Annotated in this window: 18 protein-coding genes; 2 read left to right on the forward strand and 16 right to left on the reverse strand. The window is 63.6% G+C overall.

The features are described 5' to 3' along the window. Nucleotides 1-38: 38 nt before the first annotated feature. The 13 genes from ribA to ACH6CX_RS09125 all read right to left on the reverse strand — a co-directional run bounded on the left by ribA (nucleotide 39) and on the right by ACH6CX_RS09125 (nucleotide 10,947). Nucleotides 39-656, reverse strand: a complete 618-nt coding sequence (gene ribA / locus ACH6CX_RS09065; RefSeq protein WP_233006335.1) for a GTP cyclohydrolase II — start codon at nucleotides 654-656, stop codon at nucleotides 39-41. Between the two features lie 15 nt (nucleotides 657-671). Beyond that, the gene (locus ACH6CX_RS09070; RefSeq protein ID WP_233006336.1) at nucleotides 672-1,310 is read right to left on the reverse strand and encodes a TIGR02281 family clan AA aspartic protease; all 639 of its coding nucleotides are present in this window, start codon (nucleotides 1,308-1,310) and stop codon (nucleotides 672-674) included. Nucleotides 1,311-1,345: 35 nt separating this feature from the next. Then, entirely contained in the window at nucleotides 1,346-1,840 is a 495-nt protein-coding gene (locus ACH6CX_RS09075; RefSeq protein ID WP_233006337.1) for a phosphatidylglycerophosphatase A, read from the reverse strand. A 3-nt stretch (nucleotides 1,841-1,843) separates the two neighbouring features. After that, nucleotides 1,844-2,821 (reverse strand): thiamine-phosphate kinase, encoded by a 978-nt coding sequence (gene thiL / locus ACH6CX_RS09080; RefSeq protein WP_233006338.1) that lies wholly within the window; start codon nucleotides 2,819-2,821, stop codon nucleotides 1,844-1,846. A gap of 11 nt (nucleotides 2,822-2,832) precedes the next feature. After that, the gene (gene nusB / locus ACH6CX_RS09085) at nucleotides 2,833-3,276 is read right to left on the reverse strand and encodes a transcription antitermination factor NusB (RefSeq protein WP_233006339.1); all 444 of its coding nucleotides are present in this window, start codon (nucleotides 3,274-3,276) and stop codon (nucleotides 2,833-2,835) included. Nucleotides 3,277-3,402: 126 nt separating this feature from the next. Continuing rightward, on the reverse strand, nucleotides 3,403-3,873 hold the full coding sequence (ribE, locus tag ACH6CX_RS09090) for a 6,7-dimethyl-8-ribityllumazine synthase (protein ID WP_396675331.1): 471 nt from the start codon (nucleotides 3,871-3,873) through the stop codon (nucleotides 3,403-3,405). An 81-nt stretch (nucleotides 3,874-3,954) separates the two neighbouring features. Next, complete coding sequence (gene ribBA / locus ACH6CX_RS09095; RefSeq protein ID WP_396675332.1) at nucleotides 3,955-5,067, reverse strand: bifunctional 3,4-dihydroxy-2-butanone-4-phosphate synthase/GTP cyclohydrolase II; 1,113 nt, start codon at nucleotides 5,065-5,067, stop codon at nucleotides 3,955-3,957. Between the two features lie 59 nt (nucleotides 5,068-5,126). Then, the gene (locus ACH6CX_RS09100; RefSeq protein WP_233006342.1) at nucleotides 5,127-5,789 is read right to left on the reverse strand and encodes a riboflavin synthase; all 663 of its coding nucleotides are present in this window, start codon (nucleotides 5,787-5,789) and stop codon (nucleotides 5,127-5,129) included. A 26-nt stretch (nucleotides 5,790-5,815) separates the two neighbouring features. Beyond that, the gene (gene ribD / locus ACH6CX_RS09105) at nucleotides 5,816-6,949 is read right to left on the reverse strand and encodes a bifunctional diaminohydroxyphosphoribosylaminopyrimidine deaminase/5-amino-6-(5-phosphoribosylamino)uracil reductase RibD (RefSeq protein WP_233006343.1); all 1,134 of its coding nucleotides are present in this window, start codon (nucleotides 6,947-6,949) and stop codon (nucleotides 5,816-5,818) included. Continuing rightward, complete coding sequence (gene nrdR / locus ACH6CX_RS09110) at nucleotides 6,946-7,410, reverse strand: transcriptional regulator NrdR (RefSeq protein WP_233006344.1); 465 nt, start codon at nucleotides 7,408-7,410, stop codon at nucleotides 6,946-6,948. Before nrdR ends, ribD begins: the two co-directional genes overlap by 4 nt. Before the next feature lie 100 nt (nucleotides 7,411-7,510). After that, nucleotides 7,511-8,611, reverse strand: coding sequence for an extracellular solute-binding protein (locus tag ACH6CX_RS09115; protein WP_237062717.1), 1,101 nt, complete (start codon nucleotides 8,609-8,611; stop codon nucleotides 7,511-7,513). Nucleotides 8,612-8,959: 348 nt separating this feature from the next. Continuing rightward, nucleotides 8,960-10,225, reverse strand: coding sequence for a serine hydroxymethyltransferase (gene glyA, locus ACH6CX_RS09120; RefSeq protein WP_233006346.1), 1,266 nt, complete (start codon nucleotides 10,223-10,225; stop codon nucleotides 8,960-8,962). 230 nt (nucleotides 10,226-10,455) lie between these two features. After that, complete coding sequence (locus tag ACH6CX_RS09125) at nucleotides 10,456-10,947, reverse strand: outer membrane beta-barrel protein (RefSeq protein ID WP_334078634.1); 492 nt, start codon at nucleotides 10,945-10,947, stop codon at nucleotides 10,456-10,458. A gap of 404 nt (nucleotides 10,948-11,351) precedes the next feature. Between ACH6CX_RS09125 and ACH6CX_RS09130 the strand changes: the two genes are divergently transcribed. After that, entirely contained in the window at nucleotides 11,352-11,918 is a 567-nt protein-coding gene (locus ACH6CX_RS09130; RefSeq protein ID WP_334078633.1) for a hemerythrin domain-containing protein, read from the forward strand. A 39-nt stretch (nucleotides 11,919-11,957) separates the two neighbouring features. Here ACH6CX_RS09130 and fnr read toward each other — a convergent pair whose 3' ends face one another. The 3 genes from fnr to ACH6CX_RS09145 all read right to left on the reverse strand — a co-directional run bounded on the left by fnr (nucleotide 11,958) and on the right by ACH6CX_RS09145 (nucleotide 14,954). After that, the gene (gene fnr / locus ACH6CX_RS09135) at nucleotides 11,958-12,713 is read right to left on the reverse strand and encodes a fumarate/nitrate reduction transcriptional regulator Fnr (protein ID WP_233006349.1); all 756 of its coding nucleotides are present in this window, start codon (nucleotides 12,711-12,713) and stop codon (nucleotides 11,958-11,960) included. Between the two features lie 98 nt (nucleotides 12,714-12,811). Next, nucleotides 12,812-14,197, reverse strand: a complete 1,386-nt coding sequence (gene hemN, locus ACH6CX_RS09140; protein ID WP_233006350.1) for an oxygen-independent coproporphyrinogen III oxidase — start codon at nucleotides 14,195-14,197, stop codon at nucleotides 12,812-12,814. A gap of 73 nt (nucleotides 14,198-14,270) precedes the next feature. Then, nucleotides 14,271-14,954, reverse strand: coding sequence for an OmpW family protein (locus tag ACH6CX_RS09145; RefSeq protein WP_396675333.1), 684 nt, complete (start codon nucleotides 14,952-14,954; stop codon nucleotides 14,271-14,273). 361 nt (nucleotides 14,955-15,315) lie between these two features. On the opposite strand from ACH6CX_RS09145, the gene ACH6CX_RS09150 reads away from it, so the two are divergent. After that, complete coding sequence (locus ACH6CX_RS09150) at nucleotides 15,316-15,888, forward strand: hemerythrin domain-containing protein (RefSeq protein WP_233006352.1); 573 nt, start codon at nucleotides 15,316-15,318, stop codon at nucleotides 15,886-15,888. The last annotated feature ends 2 nt before the right edge of the window (nucleotides 15,889-15,890 follow it).

A 15,890-nucleotide genomic window follows, 5' to 3' on the forward strand; every position in this document is an offset into this window, starting at 1 on the left:
TCCGCCCCTACGGCAGAAACATCAGGCAGTGGGAAGGCTCAGGACTCTTGGCCATCCCCCTCTTCCTCGTCGTTGAGCAGGTGGCCCAGCTTGCCCCGCTTGGTGGAGAGGTACTTGATATTATGCGGGTTGCGGCCGGTCTGGTGGGACAGGCGCTCCACTACTTTCACCCCCAGGTCTTCCAGCGCTTTCACCTTGCGCGGGTTGTTGGTCATGAGGCGGATGGAGCCGATATGCAGGTGGTCCAGCATTGCCTTCAGGATCGAGTAATCGCGCATATCCGCACCGAAGCCCAGCTGCTCATTGGCCTCCACCGTATCGGCGCCGCAATCCTGCAGCTTGTAGGCGCGGATCTTGTTCAGCAGGCCGATGCCGCGCCCTTCCTGGCGCAGGTAAAACACTGCCCCACGCCCCTCCATCGCAATGCGGTGCAGCGCATGCTGCAGCTGCGCACCGCAGTCACAGCGCAGCGAGAACAGGGCGTCACCGGTAAGGCACTCGGAGTGAATCCGGGCCAGCACCGGCTCATCGGTATCCAGGTCACCCATGGTGAGCACCAGGTGCTCCTTGCCGGTGTCGGTCTCCTCGAACCCGTGCATCTCAAACATGCCCCAGGGGGTGGGTAGCTTGGAGGATTCCACAAAGCGAATGGTCAAGTTCTTACCTCATCATCAATTGCGCGCGCGCAGGATCAGCATGCCGCGCTGCTGTTCCATATCCAGCCGGCTCAGGAAACTGTTGCCCAGCAGGGTGATATGGGGAAAGTTGTTGGCGTGCACTGTCGCCTCGATATTGTGCAGCTTGATACTACCCACCGTGACGCTGGCAAGTGTTACCCGGTAGGCACGGGTGACCCCATTGGCCGTGGCCACACGTACCGGCTCGGCGCGCTCCAGGTCCAGGCCCAGCCGTTGTGCGGTAGGGAAGTTGAACGCGATGCTGGTCGCGCCGGTATCCACCAGCACCGGCACCCTGAGCCCATTGACCCAGGCATCGGTGCTGAAATGGCCGCGGCTGTCCGCCACCAGGCGCACTTCCTTCCGCTCGCTCTTCGCATAACGCGCCGCCACTGGGGCATCCAGGGTCAGTTTCTGCTCGCGGTCACCGACCTTCACCCGCGCGAATTCGCTATTCGCTTCCAGCAGGCGTACCCCCTCGGGAGAGGTCTCGCCGCTCTTGAGCAGTCGCTGCCTGCCGTCCACCTCGAGCATGGCGCTGGTGCCGAACAGCGCTTTCAGCTGTACCTGCTGCGCCCACAGGGGTGACGAGCAGAGCAGGAGGCAACAGGCAAGCAGGCGACGAAGTTTCACGGTGGCAATCCCCTTTCACCGGTCCGCAAACCGGTCTATCCCATCCAGGCCGCGGTCAGCTGCAACACCAGCGCCGCGTATCCGGCCGCCAGTATATCGTCGAGCATAATCCCCACACCACCGTGCACCCGGCGGTCCACCCAGCCGATGGGCTGCGGCTTGGCGATATCGAACAGGCGGAACAGCACGAACCCGTACAGGGCCCAGCCCCATCCCGCCGGCGCCAGGAACATGGTCAGCCAGTAGCCCACCATCTCGTCCCAGACGATGCCGCCGTGGTCGTGCACCCCCAGGGCCCGCGAGGCGGTACCGCAGAGGTAGCAGCCCACCGCCGCACTGATTACCACCACCGCCAGGTACTGGACCGGCGGCAGGTGCTGCAGCAGCCACCAGAATGGCAGCGCCATCAGGGTTCCGAAGGTACCCGGGGCTTTAGGCGCCAGGCCGGACCCGAAGCCAAATGCCAGCAGCATGGTGGGACTGCGCAGTAGCTGGGCGGCGGTGGGCTGGGGGATGGAGGTATCTGTCATAGTTCAAAAGTGCCGGTATCCGGGCTGTTTTGCCAGCCACTCCTCGCCATCGAGCAGGCAGCGAACTCGCGCCCGTTCCTGTGTGCCCCGGGGCCGCGCCACCAGGGTGCCGATCCGTACTGGCCTGGCACCGTGTGCGGCGCAGCGCTCTGCCACCTCGCCCGCCCTCGACGGCGGGGCAGTAAAACAGAGCTGGTAATCGTCGCCGCCGGTGGCGGCCAGCTCCAGTGCCCCCTCACCCGCCAACTCGGCGGCCAGGGGGTCCACCGGCAGTCGCGCCATATCGAGTTCCGCATCCAGGTCACTGGCGGCGCAGATATGGCCCAGGTCCCCCAGCAGGCCATCGGAAATATCCAGGGCGCTGGTGGCCAGCCCCGCGACAGCCGCTGCGGTCTGCAGCTGCGGCTCCGGCGAGTAGTAGGCGCGCTGGGCGCGCTGGTAAAGCTCCGGGGCCACCTCGCGTTCGCCGAGAATCACCGGCAGCGCTGCCGCAGCCGCACCCAGTGGCCCACTGACAAACACCGCGTCTCCCGCCCGGGCCCCGTCGCGGCGCAGCGGCGCCGAGGTGCTGCCGGTTACCTGCACGGTAATCGTCAACGGGCCCTTGGTGGTATCGCCGCCCACCAGGGAAATCCCGTAGGCTTGCGCTGTCTGTAACAGCCCATCGGCAAAGCCGCGGAGCCAGTCCGGATCGCTCTCCGGCAGGGTCAGCGCCAGGGTAAACCAGAGCGGGCGGGCGTTCATTCCCGCCAGGTCGCTCAGGTTTACCCGCAACGCACGCCCGGCCAGCAGGGCCGGGTCAGCACCGTCGGGAAAATGGCGCCCGGCCACCAGCGTGTCGACACTGGTGGCCAGCTGCTCCCCGGCGGGCGGTTGCAGCAATGCGCAGTCATCGCCAATGCCCAGCACCACCCCCTCGCCGCGCGGTGCGCCGGCGAAATACTCGCGGATAATCTCGAACTCGCCGGGGGGCGTGCGCATGGCCAGGATGCTCAGCCCTGCTTGTCGGCGTTCACTTCCGCCGCGCGCACGTCTGCGGCGGTCTTGTCGAGAATGCCGTTGATATATTTGAAAGCATCGGTGGGGCCGAACTTCTTCGCCAGCGCCACCGACTCATTGATCACCACCTTGTAGGGCACGTCGATACGGTTCTGCAATTCATAGGTGGCCATACGCAGCAAGGCACGGGACACCGGGTCCAGCGCCTCGATACCGCGGTCCAGGTGCGGGCCGAACGCTCCCTCGACTTCGTCGAGGTTCTTGGCCACACCGTGGAAAAGGTCGCGGAAATACGCCACGTCCGTCTTGCTCATATCGTTGTCGGCGTGAAACTCGGCCTCGATGGCATTCAGGCTGGCGCCGGCCATCTGCCACTGGTACAGCGCCTGCATGGCGTAGTGGCGCGCCTTGCGGCGCGCGGATGCGGTAACGGTCATTATCAATTCCGATTCAAAAACTGTAGGAGCGGCCTCAGGCCGCGATTGCTGTTCCATGCCAGCGTCTACCGGTCGCGGCCACGGGCCGCTCCTACGAGATTATCCACTAACCGGTGTAACCCGGCTTCAGACTTTACCCAGTAGAGACACCATCTCGAGCGCGGTTTCCGCCGCCTCGCAGCCCTTGTTGCCGGCCTTGGTGCCGGAGCGCTCGATGGCCTGCTCGATGGAGTCCACGGTCAGCACGCCGAAGGTCACCGGCACGCCACTGTCGAGGGAAACCTGTGCCAGGCCCTTGGTGCACTCGCCCGCCACATACTCAAAGTGCGGGGTGCCGCCACGGATAACCGCGCCCAGCGCGATGATGGCGTCATAGCGACCGCTGGCCGCCAGCTTCTTGGCCGCCAGCGGGAACTCGAAGGCACCCGGCGCGTAGTAAATGGTGATGTCCTCTTCCTTGATGCCCTTGCGGCGCAGGGTATCCAGGGCGCCTTCTTTCAGGCTTTCCACCACAAAGCTGTTCCAGCGGCTCACCAGCAGGGCATATTTGCCATGGCAGCCGACGAAATCCCCTTCGATAACCTTGATCTTGCTCATCGTTGTTTCCAGATACGTTCTTGTGTCTTACAGGCGCCTGCCGCGCAGGCGAAAATTCGCCCCCCAGGGGGGGCGCTCAAATCAATCGTCCGCGTTCAGGTACTCTTCCACTTCCAGGTCGAAACCGGAAATGGCGCTGAAACGGAAAGGTGCGCTCATCAGGCGCATTTTGCGCACCTTGAGGTCCCGCAGGATCTGCGAGCCGGTGCCCACCTGCTTGTAGACCAGGTCCTGGCTGGGACGCTGCTGCTTGCCGCTGATCAGCCAGTCGATGCTCTCCTCGATCTCCTCGGTGGTCTCATTGTGGCAGATCAGTACCACCACACCCTTGCCCTCCTTTTCCACCCGCTGCATGGCGCGGCGGAAGGTCCAGGGGGTGTATTTTTCGTCGCCGCGGCGGATGGTAAGCACGTCGCGCAGGGTGTTGCCCACATGGACCCGCACCAGCGTCGGCTCCTCCGGGCTGGGCTCGCCCTTGATAAAGGCGAAGTGGCGCTCGCGGCGCGCCTTGTCCAGGTAAGTGCGCAGCCTGAAATTGCCGTACTCGGTCTCCACCTGGCGCTCGTTGGTGCACTCCACGGTGGTCTCGTTCAGCGCGCGGTAGTTGATCAGGTCGGCGATGGTGCCGATTTTCAGGTTGTGGGCCTTGGCAAAGGTCTCCAGGTCCGGGCGCCGCGCCATGGTGCCGTCTTCATTCATGATCTCGACGATCACCGCCGCCGACTCGAACCCGGCCAGGCGCGCCAGGTCACAGCTGGCCTCAGTGTGGCCGGCGCGGCTCAGCACGCCGCCGGGCTGGGCCATGATCGGGAAGATATGCCCCGGCTGGACGATATCCCGCGGCTTCGCATTGCGCGCCACCGCGGCGCGCACGGTGCGGGCGCGGTCGGCGGCGGAGATGCCAGTAGTTACACCGTCGGCAGCCTCGATGGAAACCGTGAAATTGGTGCTGAACTGGGCACCGTTGTCCTGTGACATCAGCGGCAGGTCCAGCTGCTCGCAGCGCTCCCGGGACATGGGCAGGCAGATCAGGCCGCGGGCATGGGTGGCCATGAAGTTGATATCCTCGGCGCGCACCTGCTCGGCCGCCATCACCAGGTCGCCCTCGTTTTCCCGATCCTCGTCGTCCATCAGGATCACCATTTTGCCCTGGCGGATATCGTCGATCAGTTCTTCAACGGTGTTCAGTTCCATAAATCTCTCTTCGTGTTCGCCTGCAAGCAGGTATCAATTTCCCACTGGGATCGCGGTATTCAGCCCCGGTAAAAACCGTGTTTCGCCAGGAACTCTACGGTCAGCCCATCGCTGTCCGGCTCTGCGGCCTTGTCCCCCAGCAGCAATCGCTCAAGGTAGCGGGCGATCAGGTCCACCTCCAGGTTGACCCGGGTGCCCGCCTGGTAGTCGCCCATCACTGTCTCCTGCAGAGTGTGGGGGACGATGGTCAGCTCGAATTCCGCGCCATCCACCGCATTCACGGTGAGGCTGGTGCCGTCCACCGTGATCGACCCCTTGTGGGCGATATATTTTGCCAGCTGCGCCGGCGCGCGCAGGCGGAAGCGCTCGGCTCGGGCCTCCTGTTTGCGCCAGACCACCTCACCGATACCGTCCACGTGACCGCTGACAATATGGCCACCCAGCCGGGTCTGCGGCGTCAGGGCTTTCTCCAGGTTGACCCGGTCACCCTTTTTCCAGTTACTGACACTGGTGACATCCATGGTCTCGGCGGAAACATCCGCCCAGTAGCCATCGCCCGGCAGGTCCACCACTGTCAGGCAAACGCCGTTGGTGGCGATACTGTCCCCCAGCTGCACGTCGCCCAGGTCAAGCTTGCCGCTCTTTACCCGCACCCGCAGGTCGCCGCCCACGGGTTTCAATTCGGTGATCTCGCCTACGGCTTCCACAATACCGGTAAACATCGGGGAAAATCTCCAGTCGGGCGCCGCTAGCGCTCGATGTCAGTGGTGGCGGTAATGCGCCAGTCGTGTCCCACCGCGCGCATGTCGGTGATGGTTATCGGCAACACCGAGCCCATCCGCTCGATGGGCAGCTCGAACAGCGGCCGGGCGGTGCTGCCCAGTAGTTTGGGTGCCATATAGACGATCATCTCGTCCACGTGGCCGCGGTAGAGGAACTCGCCGGAGAGGGTCGCACCGCTCTCCACCAGCACCTCGTTGCACTCCCGGCGCGCCAGCTCCTGCAGCAGGGCCAGCAGGTCCACGCGGCCATCGCCGCCCGCCGGCAGGACGACCACCTCGGCCCCGGCCTTTTCCAGCCGCTCACGGCGCTCCGGCTCGGCCTGTGCGGTCGTGCACACCAGTGTGGGGGCGTCGCCCTGCAATATAAAGGCCCGCGCCGGGGTGCGCAGGTGACTGTCGACGATTACCCGCAGCGGCTGCACTTCCGCCGCCTGCTCGGCGGCGAGCATCTCCAGCGCCATTTCATCGGCGCGGACATTCATATTGGGGTTGTCGAACCGCACGGTGTCCACGCCGGTAACGATCGCACAGCTGCGCGCCCGCAGGCGCTGCACATCGGCGCGTGCCGCGGGGCCGGTAACCCACTTCGACTCGCCACTGGCCATACCCGTACGGCCGTCGAGGCTCATCGCCGACTTGCTGCGCACCAGCGGCAGCCCCAGGGTCATGCGCTTGATAAAGCCCGGGTTCAGGGCGCGACAGGCGACTTCCAGCAGCGGGCCCTCGATCTCGATGCCGGCATCCCGCAATATCTGCAGCCCCTGGCCACTGACCGCGGGATTCGGGTCTTCCATACCGTAGACGACCCGGGCCACGCCCGCCTCCACCAGCGCCTGGGCGCAGGGACCGGTCTTGCCGGTATGGCTGCAGGGCTCCAGGGTGACGTAGGCGGTGGCACCGCGGGCGCGGTCGCCGGCGTCCCGCAGCGCCTCGATCTCGGCGTGGGGCAGGCCCGCGCGGCGGTGCCAGCCCTCTCCCACAATGGCGCCGTTGTCATCGACTATCACACAGCCGACACGGGGGTTGGGCATGGTGGTGTAGAGACCGCGCTCCGCCAGCTGCACGGCGCGGTTCATCAGGGCCTGGGGGCTATGGGTCATTGCGGCTCCGTCGGCTTTGTCAGCCGCTCGATTTCCTGGCTGAAGTCACTGACATCCTCGAAGCGGCGGTATACAGAGGCAAAGCGTACATAGGCCACCTGGTCCAGCTCCCGCAGCTGCTCCATCACCAGCTCGCCGACGCGCATGGCCGGCAACTCGCGCTCACCGGTGGCCTGCAGGGCGTGCTTGATCTGGGCCACCGCGGACTCGACCCGCTCGGTGCTGACCGGCCGCTTCTCCACCGCACGCTGGATGCCGGCGCGCAGCTTGTCTTCGTTGAAGGGTTCGCGCTGCCCGTTCTGCTTGATGACACGGGGCAGGAGCAATTCGGCGGTCTCAAAGGTGGTAAAGCGCTCGTGGCAATCGAGGCACTCGCGGCGCCGGCGCACCTGGTCGCCCTCCGCCACCAGGCGCGAGTCGACGACCTTGGTTTCTTCCGCGCTGCAGAAAGGACAGTGCATGGGGTATTCGGCCCTGTAGAAAAACGGGCGGCAGTTTAACACAGGCGGCGCAGCGGGGCGCCACCTGCCGGATCCGGGGGGTTGGGCTCCAGTCGGTTCCCTAGAGGTCCTCCCGCTCGATGATCCGCTGCCAGAGCTTATGGCGCAGGGTCAGCACCCGGCTCTCGGTGGGCAGCGCCATCCAGGCATTGGTCAACTGGGAGCTGTCCGGGTACACGATGGGATTGGCCAGCAACTCCGGGTCCATCAGGTCGCGGGAAGCGGTATTGGCGTTGGCATACTGCAGCTCATTGGAGATCTCGGCGATCACCTCCGGGCGCAGCAGGTAATTCATGAACTGGTAGGCCGCATCCTGATTGGCGGCGCTGGCGGGCATGGCGATGGTATCGATCCACAGCGGGAACCCTTCCCGGGGGGTGACGTAGCGGATCTCAAACTCCTTGCCCGCTTCCCGGGCATCCACCTGCGCCTGCAGGATATCGCCGCTCCAGCCGTGTACCAGGCAATGCCTGCCACTGGCCAGGTTCTCGACATATTCGCCGGAATCGAAGTCGGTCACGTGCAGGCGTACTTTCGACAGCAGGTTGGCCACCATCAGCTGGTGCGCGGTGCTCATGCTATTGGGGTCCTTGCCGATGTACTTGAGCCCCACATCGAAAATCTCTTCCGGCGAGCGCATCAGCGTCACGCCGCAGTGATCCAGCCGCTGCAGGCGCACGGGGTCAAACAGCAGGTCCCAGCTGTCGGTGGGCAGGCGCCCGTCAAAGGCCTCCCTGACCGCTTCCACGTTGTAGCCGATGCCCACGGTGCCCCAGAGAAACGGCAGGGCGTAGCGATTGTCCGGGTCGAAGTCCCGCAGGCGCCGCATAAATTCCGGGTCCTGGCTCTCCAGCCCGGACAGGCGACTCTTGTCGAGCGGGCTGAGCAGTCCGGCCTGGATGTAGGCCGCGAGGTTCTCGGTACTGGGAACAATCAGGTCGAACTTCCGCCCGCCATTGATCCAGGCGTCCTCCAGCTCCTCGATATCGTCGTACTCGAAATAGTGCACCCGGATACCGGTCTCGGCCTCGAAACGGGTAATGGTGTTCTCACCGATGTAGTCGGACCAGTTGGCCAGGTGCAGCTCCTGCTGCGCGGCCGCGCCCTGTACCAGGCCAGTGGCCAGCAACAGGACGCCGAAAACTTGTCGGATGGTGCGCATACTCTCCCCCAATATCGCAGCAACGCTGCGGGATTGACCGGCCCCCGCCCAACGGCAGTCCGGCCACCGGCGGAGACATGTGCCCGATACCGCGTGGGCCCCAGAAAAAACTTCCGCCAATCCGGGCGGAGTACGACGGACACACAAATCAAACGGTGCGCCGGGAAGAACCGAATTAGAGTTCGGCTTTTAGGATTGGGCCCATTAAAACAGAATTGCCGGGGGACTGCATCTTCCAGAACAAAAGTCTGCAATCAGGCGGAAAAAGCATAAAAAAAGCGGCCCAAAGGCCGCTTTTAGCAAGAACTGCACCGGCGGGCGCTATCGACGCCCGCGCCTCTTGGCTGCTCAGCCCTTGTACACCGGGAAGCTGGCGCAGATATCCAGTACCTTCTGCTTCACTTCGCCGATGGTGGCTTCCGCATCGCCCTGCTCCAGTGCGTCCAGCACATCACAGATCCAGTGGGTCAGCTGCTTTGTTTCCTCCACACCAAAACCGCGGGTGGTGATGGCCGGGGTACCGACGCGCAGGCCGGAGGTGATGAACGGTGAGCGCGGGTCGTTGGGCACCGCATTCTTGTTCACGGTGATATTGGCACGGCCCAGCGCCTCGTCCGCATCCTTACCGGTGTAATCCTTGCCGATCAGGTCCACCAGCATCAGGTGATCATCGGTACCACCGGATACGATGTTGATGCCGCGGTCGAGGAAGGTATCGGCCATGGCGCGGGCGTTCTCGACCACCTTTTTCTGGTACTGCTTGTACTCCGGGGTCATGGCCTCCTTGAAGGAGACTGCCTTGGCGGCGATCACGTGCATCAGCGGGCCGCCCTGGCCGCCCGGGAATACCGCGGAGTTCAGTTTCTTCTCGATCTCCTCGTTGGCCTTGGCCAGGATGATGCCGCCGCGCGGGCCGCGCAGGGTCTTGTGGGTGGTGGAGGTCACCACGTCGGCGTGGGGGATCGGTGACGGGTACTCACCCGCGGCCACCAGGCCGGCCACGTGGGCCATGTCCACCAGCAGGTAGGCACCCACCTTGTCGGCGATCTCGCGGAAACGCGCCCAGTCCATGACACGGCTGTAAGCGGAGAAACCGCCAACGATCATCTTCGGCTTGTGTTCCAGTGCCAGGCGCTCGACTTCCTCGTAGTCCACCTCGCCGGTTTCCGGGTTCAGGCCGTACTGCACCGCGTTGTAGATCTTGCCGGAGAAGTTCACCCGCGCGCCATGGGTCAGGTGACCGCCGTGGGCCAGGCTCATGCCCAGCACGGTGTCGCCCGGCGCGCACAGCGCCTGGTAAACCGCGGCGTTGGCCTGGGAACCGGAGTGCGGCTGCACGTTGGCGTAATCGGCACCAAACAGCTTCTTGGCGCGCTCGATCGCCAGCACTTCCACCTTGTCCACATACTCACAGCCGCCGTAGTAACGCTTGCCCGGGTAACCCTCGGCGTACTTGTTGGTCATGGTGCTGCCCTGCGCCTCCATCACCATCGGGCTGGTGTAGTTCTCGGAGGCGATCAGCTCGATATGCTCTTCCTGGCGGCGGTCCTCTTCCTGGATGGCTTCCCAGACTTCCGGGTCGTAAGAGGAGAGTGTGACTGATGGATCAAACATGGTTTTCCCTCAATAAATCGGGCTGTGGACGCTGCACCGATGGGCACAGGAGCCATTAGCACAACTGTAGAAAGGCGCGCATTGTACACCAAGGAAAAGTGGTCTGCGCCCCAATTTATGCGGCTTCGGGGAGGATAAACGGTGTTTTTGACCGGGGGGTCCGGCAGCTGGCATGCAGCGAGGGCTGGCAGGGATGGGCGCGGCCGTGGCCGGCCGCGCCGCGAAGGGGATCAGAAGGTCAGGATCATGGTGCCGGACCAGAAGTTCACGTCCTCTTCGATCATGGTGTACTCGAACTCGACATTGGTGTTCGGGCTCAGGTTCAGGCCGATACCACCACCGACGGAGATACCGGTGTCATCGCTGCTGTAGCCACCAACGCTCACGTCTTCGTAGATCAGGCCCAGGCGGCCCTTGAAGTAGACGTCGCCGAAGGAGCGGTAAGTGGCGTAACCACCCAGGGTCTGGATATCCACATCGATGTCGCGACCATCAAAGGCATCCGCCTCGCCGCTGATCAGGGAATCGGTGAACTCACCCTCGAAGCCCCAGCCGGAGGAGAAGGTGTAACCGCCGCGCAGGCCGAAGTTGATCGGGTCGTCAACGGTGTTCGCGTCAACGGTCATCAGGCCGGCAGTAGCGCCCCAGTAGCCGCCCTCGGCGTTCGCTGCAGAAGAACAAACCAGTGCCAGGGCCGCCAGGCCCGTCGCCAATTTACGCATAGGAAAAATCCCCAAATTGTTGTCTTGGTTAAATTTGCGCGGATTCTATCCGCCTTTCTCCGTTCCGGCCAGCTCCCTGTTCACAGTAAAAAAGTGAACAGGTCCCAGGACGGCAATAGACCCGGCTGTCGCAGTAATCGTTCCGCAGCTGCGGAAAAAAGTCACAATTCGCCTGATACCGACTCTGTCGGCACCATAAGCCACATACAGCGACATACTCACTGCTACATTAACTTGGCTCTGAGACTGTACCCGCCCCACGGGCGCAATCGCTGGACATGGCGCCGAAGCCTTCCACCACAGCATTATGAATAACGGTAATTAACAGAACCTGAACAGATCCTGACAATGACAATGCGCGACCCAATGCGTTAACGCCCCACTATCAAGCGACGGAGATAGCGATGGACAGCATCTTTGCACAACTGTGCCAGGACCACCGGAATATCCAGCAGGTGCTCGATGCCCTCGAACAGCTGCTGGCGGAAATGACGCGAGAGGACCGCGATCCGTCAACCCTCGACCTGATTATCGACGCACTGGATTACATCGCCATTTACCCGGAAAAGTGGCATCACCCGGTGGAGGATGTCACCTGCGAGATCCTGCTCGCCAAGCCGGGAGTGGAGCCGGAACCGATACTGCGCGCCCGGGAAGAACATCGCCGCCTGGCCCGGGAAACCCGCAAGATGAAAGAGTTGTTTTATGCCGTCGCCAACGATTGCGCGGTGGAACGGGACCACCTCTACGGCGCGGCGCGCCAGTACCTGGCCGCCCAGCGCTCCCATATCCTGATGGAAAACCATTGTGTATTCCCGCTGATGGAGCGTTACCTGGAACCGGAAGACTGGGAGCTGGTCCGCGCGCAACTCGGCGACCGCGAGGACCCGGTATTCGGGCCGGCAATGCGCGACCAGTACGATGCGGTACAGCGGTACGTCAGTAACAGCCAGCCGGCAACAGTGGCCTGAGCGGGCAGGAGTCCCCGGCGATATGCGGGGCAGGATTATTCAGGTGATCGCCGACCGGCGACCGATTTCACTTTCATCGTAGCCGCAGTGAGTGCCGGCCAGTTCGCTGAGCGCGATCAGGTCGAGCACTTCCACTTCGCGCCCGCTCACCCGGATCAGCCCGTCTTTCTGCAGGGCCCTGAACAGGCGGCTGACGGTTTCCGGTGTCAGCCCCAGGTAATTGGCGATATCCATACGGGGCATCGACAGCACAAAGCGGCTGGCGGAATAACCCCGGCGCGCATAGCGGCTGGAAATATTGACCAGCAGTGCCGCCAGGCGGGCATTGGCGGAACGCTTACCCAGTAACAGCAGGATCTCGTTTTCCTGCCGCAGCTCCTCGGAAAAAATACTGTAAATCTGCTGCTGCAATGCCGGCACCTGCTGCGCGAGGGACTCCAGCTGGCCAAACGGCAGCACACAGACACTGCTGTCTTCCAGCGCCTCGGCGTAACTGGGATGGGCACGGCTGCTGTAGGCATCCAGCCCCAGCAATTCACCCGGCAGGGCAAAGTGGGTCACCTGGGTGTCACCATCAGAGGCGATTACCGCGGTCTTGAAACTGCCGGAGCGGATTGCATAGAGGTTGTGGAACGGATCGCCGCTGCGGTAGAGGTTCTCCCCTGCCTTGACCAGCCGCTTGTTGCGTGTCACCTGCTCGAGGCGGTCGATATCCGCCTCCGGCAGGCCGGCGGGCAGGCACAGGCGACGAACCGAGCAATCGCTGCATTGCACTGCGTGGCGGCTGTCTGTCATGGGATGCTCCGGGCTGGTTGCGATAGCGGCATTGTACTCCCTCGGAAACCTGTCGTCGCGGTCACTGGCCAGCTAGCCAGCTGGTCGCAAACACTTTTTCAGAGCACACGCGAGTAGCGCGACTCGCCAGCCGTCGCATGCAGGTAAGCATCGAAAGCCGCGGCAATATTGCGGGTGAACCAGCGGCCGCGCCCGGTGATTTCCAGCGACCGGTCATCCTCGCGCAGCAGGCCATCGGCAATCAATGGCTGCAACCGCTCCAGTTCCGCGGCAAAGGCCTCCCCGAACGGCGCGCCGGCGCGCCGGGCAACATCCTCCTTGTCCACGCGCATACGGCACATCAGCTCCATGATCACATACTGGCGCAACCGGTCATCTGTCGACATGGCCCAGCCGCGGAAGCCGGCAAAGCCACGCTCGCGGATCGACTCGACATATTCCTTCAGCCGATGCTGGTTCTGCCAGTAGCCGCCGGCGCTGTAACTGATCGCCGAGGCCCCCAGACCGATCAGGGCATCTGCCGGCATTAACGTATAGCCCTGGAAGTTACGCTGCAGCGTGCCCTCTCTGGCCGCGCGGGCCAGCTCATCGCCGGGCAGGGCAAAGTGGTCCATGCCCAGGAATTCGTAACCCGCCGCGCCCAGCTGTTCCACCGCGGCCAGTTGCATGGCGATCTTCTCCGCCGGCGCCGGCATGGCATCGCTGTCGATCAGGCGCTGGGCCTTGAACCGCTGCGGCAGGTGGGCGTAGTGATAGAGCGCGATCCGGTCCGGCGCCAGCTGTGCCACGCGGCCGATGGTCTGCTCCAGGGTGGCCACCGTCTGGTGCGGTAACCCATAGACCAGGTCATAGGAGATCGAGCGGAAGCCCCGCTCCCGTGCTGCACGGGTAATCTGCTCCACTGCCTCCGCATCACAGATACGGTTAATGGCCCGCTGAACAACCGGGTTGAAGTCCTGGATACCCAGGCTCAGGCGGTTGAAGCCCAGCTCCCGCAGGGTATCCAGGGTCTCCAGCCGGAAGGTACGGGGATCCGCCTCCACACTGTACTCGCTGGCGTCGTCGCGGCGGAGGTCAAAGATCTCCCCCAGGCCCTCCACCAGCCGACACAGGTCCGAGTCGGTCAGGAATGTGGGCGTGCCACCGCCCAGGTGCAACTGCACCACCGGCACCCGCGCCACCCGCTCCCGGTACCAGCGCGCTTCCTCCAGCACCCGGTCCAGGTAACTGGAGGCCAGGCCGTACTGGTTGGTAATCACCTTGTTGCAGGCACAGAAGTAACATAGCGAGTGACAGAACGGGATATGCACATAGAGCGACAGGCTGTCGATATCCCGCAGTGACGCCCACGGCTCCATGCCCTCCCCCAGCGGCACGAAGCGGTCGGCCGTGGGATAGGAAGTGTAGCGCGGGCAGGGGCCGCTATAGCGGGACAGTAGTTCCGCCGAAAGGGCCGAATCGGGTTGTTGGTACGACGCGATCATAATGCTTCACCCAGTAAAGGCGCCGGCCGCAGCCGGCTCACGTTCAGTCCGAGTAGCCAGGGGCCTGCAGGCCTCAGAATCGGTAACCCAGCCCGGCGACGGTGACCAGTGGGTCGAACTCCACATCTGCCTCGATGTTGCCGAGGCCGGGCACCCGGACGCTGGCCTCGGTATCGATATCCATCCACCAGACACTCAGGTTCAACAGCCAGCGGCGATCCTGGCCGAAGGCAAAATCCACGCCGGCTTCCGCGGCGACACCCACGGAATTCTTCAGCGACAAGTCGGCACTGCCGGTTGCGCCCAGGTCTGCGAACAGGCGATCGGCCGCCCCGTCCACCTGCTCGTCGAAGAACGCCGTGTAGTTCACCCCGAGCCCCAGGTAGGGCTGCACCACCTCTCCCGCCACCCGGGGATACCACTGCAGCAGCAGTGTGGGCGGCAGGTGGCGGGTCTCGCCGAGGGCGAAGGTCTCTCCCAGCCCCTCGACAGCAAGGTCGTGACTGAACGGTGAGGACGCCACCAGTTCCAGGCCCCATGTATCGGTGAGCATATAAGTGGCAGTCAGGCCCAGTGCCGTGCCGTCCTCGACGTCTGCAGCAGTGCCGGCGAGCTCCGTGCCGGACAGGGACAGCGCACTCGAGCTGACATCCGGGCTGACCGTGGCCGCACCACTGCGGACGATGACCTCACCGGGCTGGTAGGCCACGGCTTGCAGGGAAACGAGAAGGCCGGCAACAGCGGCAAATACTTTCATTCGGGTTCTCCATACCTTTGTCTTAAAGCCCACCCGCACGAGAACATCCTGTTATTGGTTTTGTTACTGCCAGCATGCGAGCGGGACGAGCGCAGGTTAACCAAATGGAAAGAGGGGCAATTGATGTAAATCAATCGGGCGGGTTTATGACTGGCGGGCAATCGACGGGGAGAGTCTTCTGGTGGCCACTAGCGCTTTCCGGGCCGCGTCCCCTGCCGCCGGGGCTCTCTTCCAGTTTCCCCGGTGCCCGTCGGCGCAGATCTACACCGCAAAGCGCCGGCCACTTGATTCAGGTCAAGGCCGCATTGCCGTGGGGCTTCAATACTGGGAACCAGAAACTGACCCGGGGATGGAGACCACCATGCACAATCTCTACCGCCAGCTTTGCCGCGATCACCGCAACATGCAGCAGCTGCTGGATGCCTTCGACCAGCTGCTGGCCGACTTTGCCCGGCAGGAGCGCGACCCGGGAACCCTGGGGCTGATCCTCGACGCACTGGACTACATCAGTGTGTACCCCGACCGCTGGCATCACCCGGTGGAGGACCTGGCCATGGAGCGCCTGCGCGCGAAACCCGGTGCCAGCCTGGCCCCGGTTGAAACAACCCTGTCGGAGCACCGGGCCATTACCGCCGCCACCCGCCACATGAGCACCCTCTTCTACGCCATTGCCAACGATGCAGCCGTGGAACGCAACCAGCTGTTCCGGTCCGTGCGGGAATACCTGCAACTGCAGCGACAGCATATGGAAAGGGAAAACCGGGAGATCTTCCCGCAGTTCGAGCAACTGCTGACCCGGGAAGACTGGCAGGCCATAGAGCAACAACTGCAGTGCCAGCGGGATCCCCTGTTCAATGCGGAAATCCGCAACCTGTATGAGTCCCTGCAGCACTACCTTGCCAGCCTGCAGTTCGATGCCTGCGTCGGCGCCTGAAT

Source organism: Microbulbifer sp. JSM ZJ756 (assembly GCF_044383805.1).
GTDB lineage: Bacteria > Pseudomonadota > Gammaproteobacteria > Pseudomonadales > Cellvibrionaceae > Microbulbifer > Microbulbifer zhoushanensis.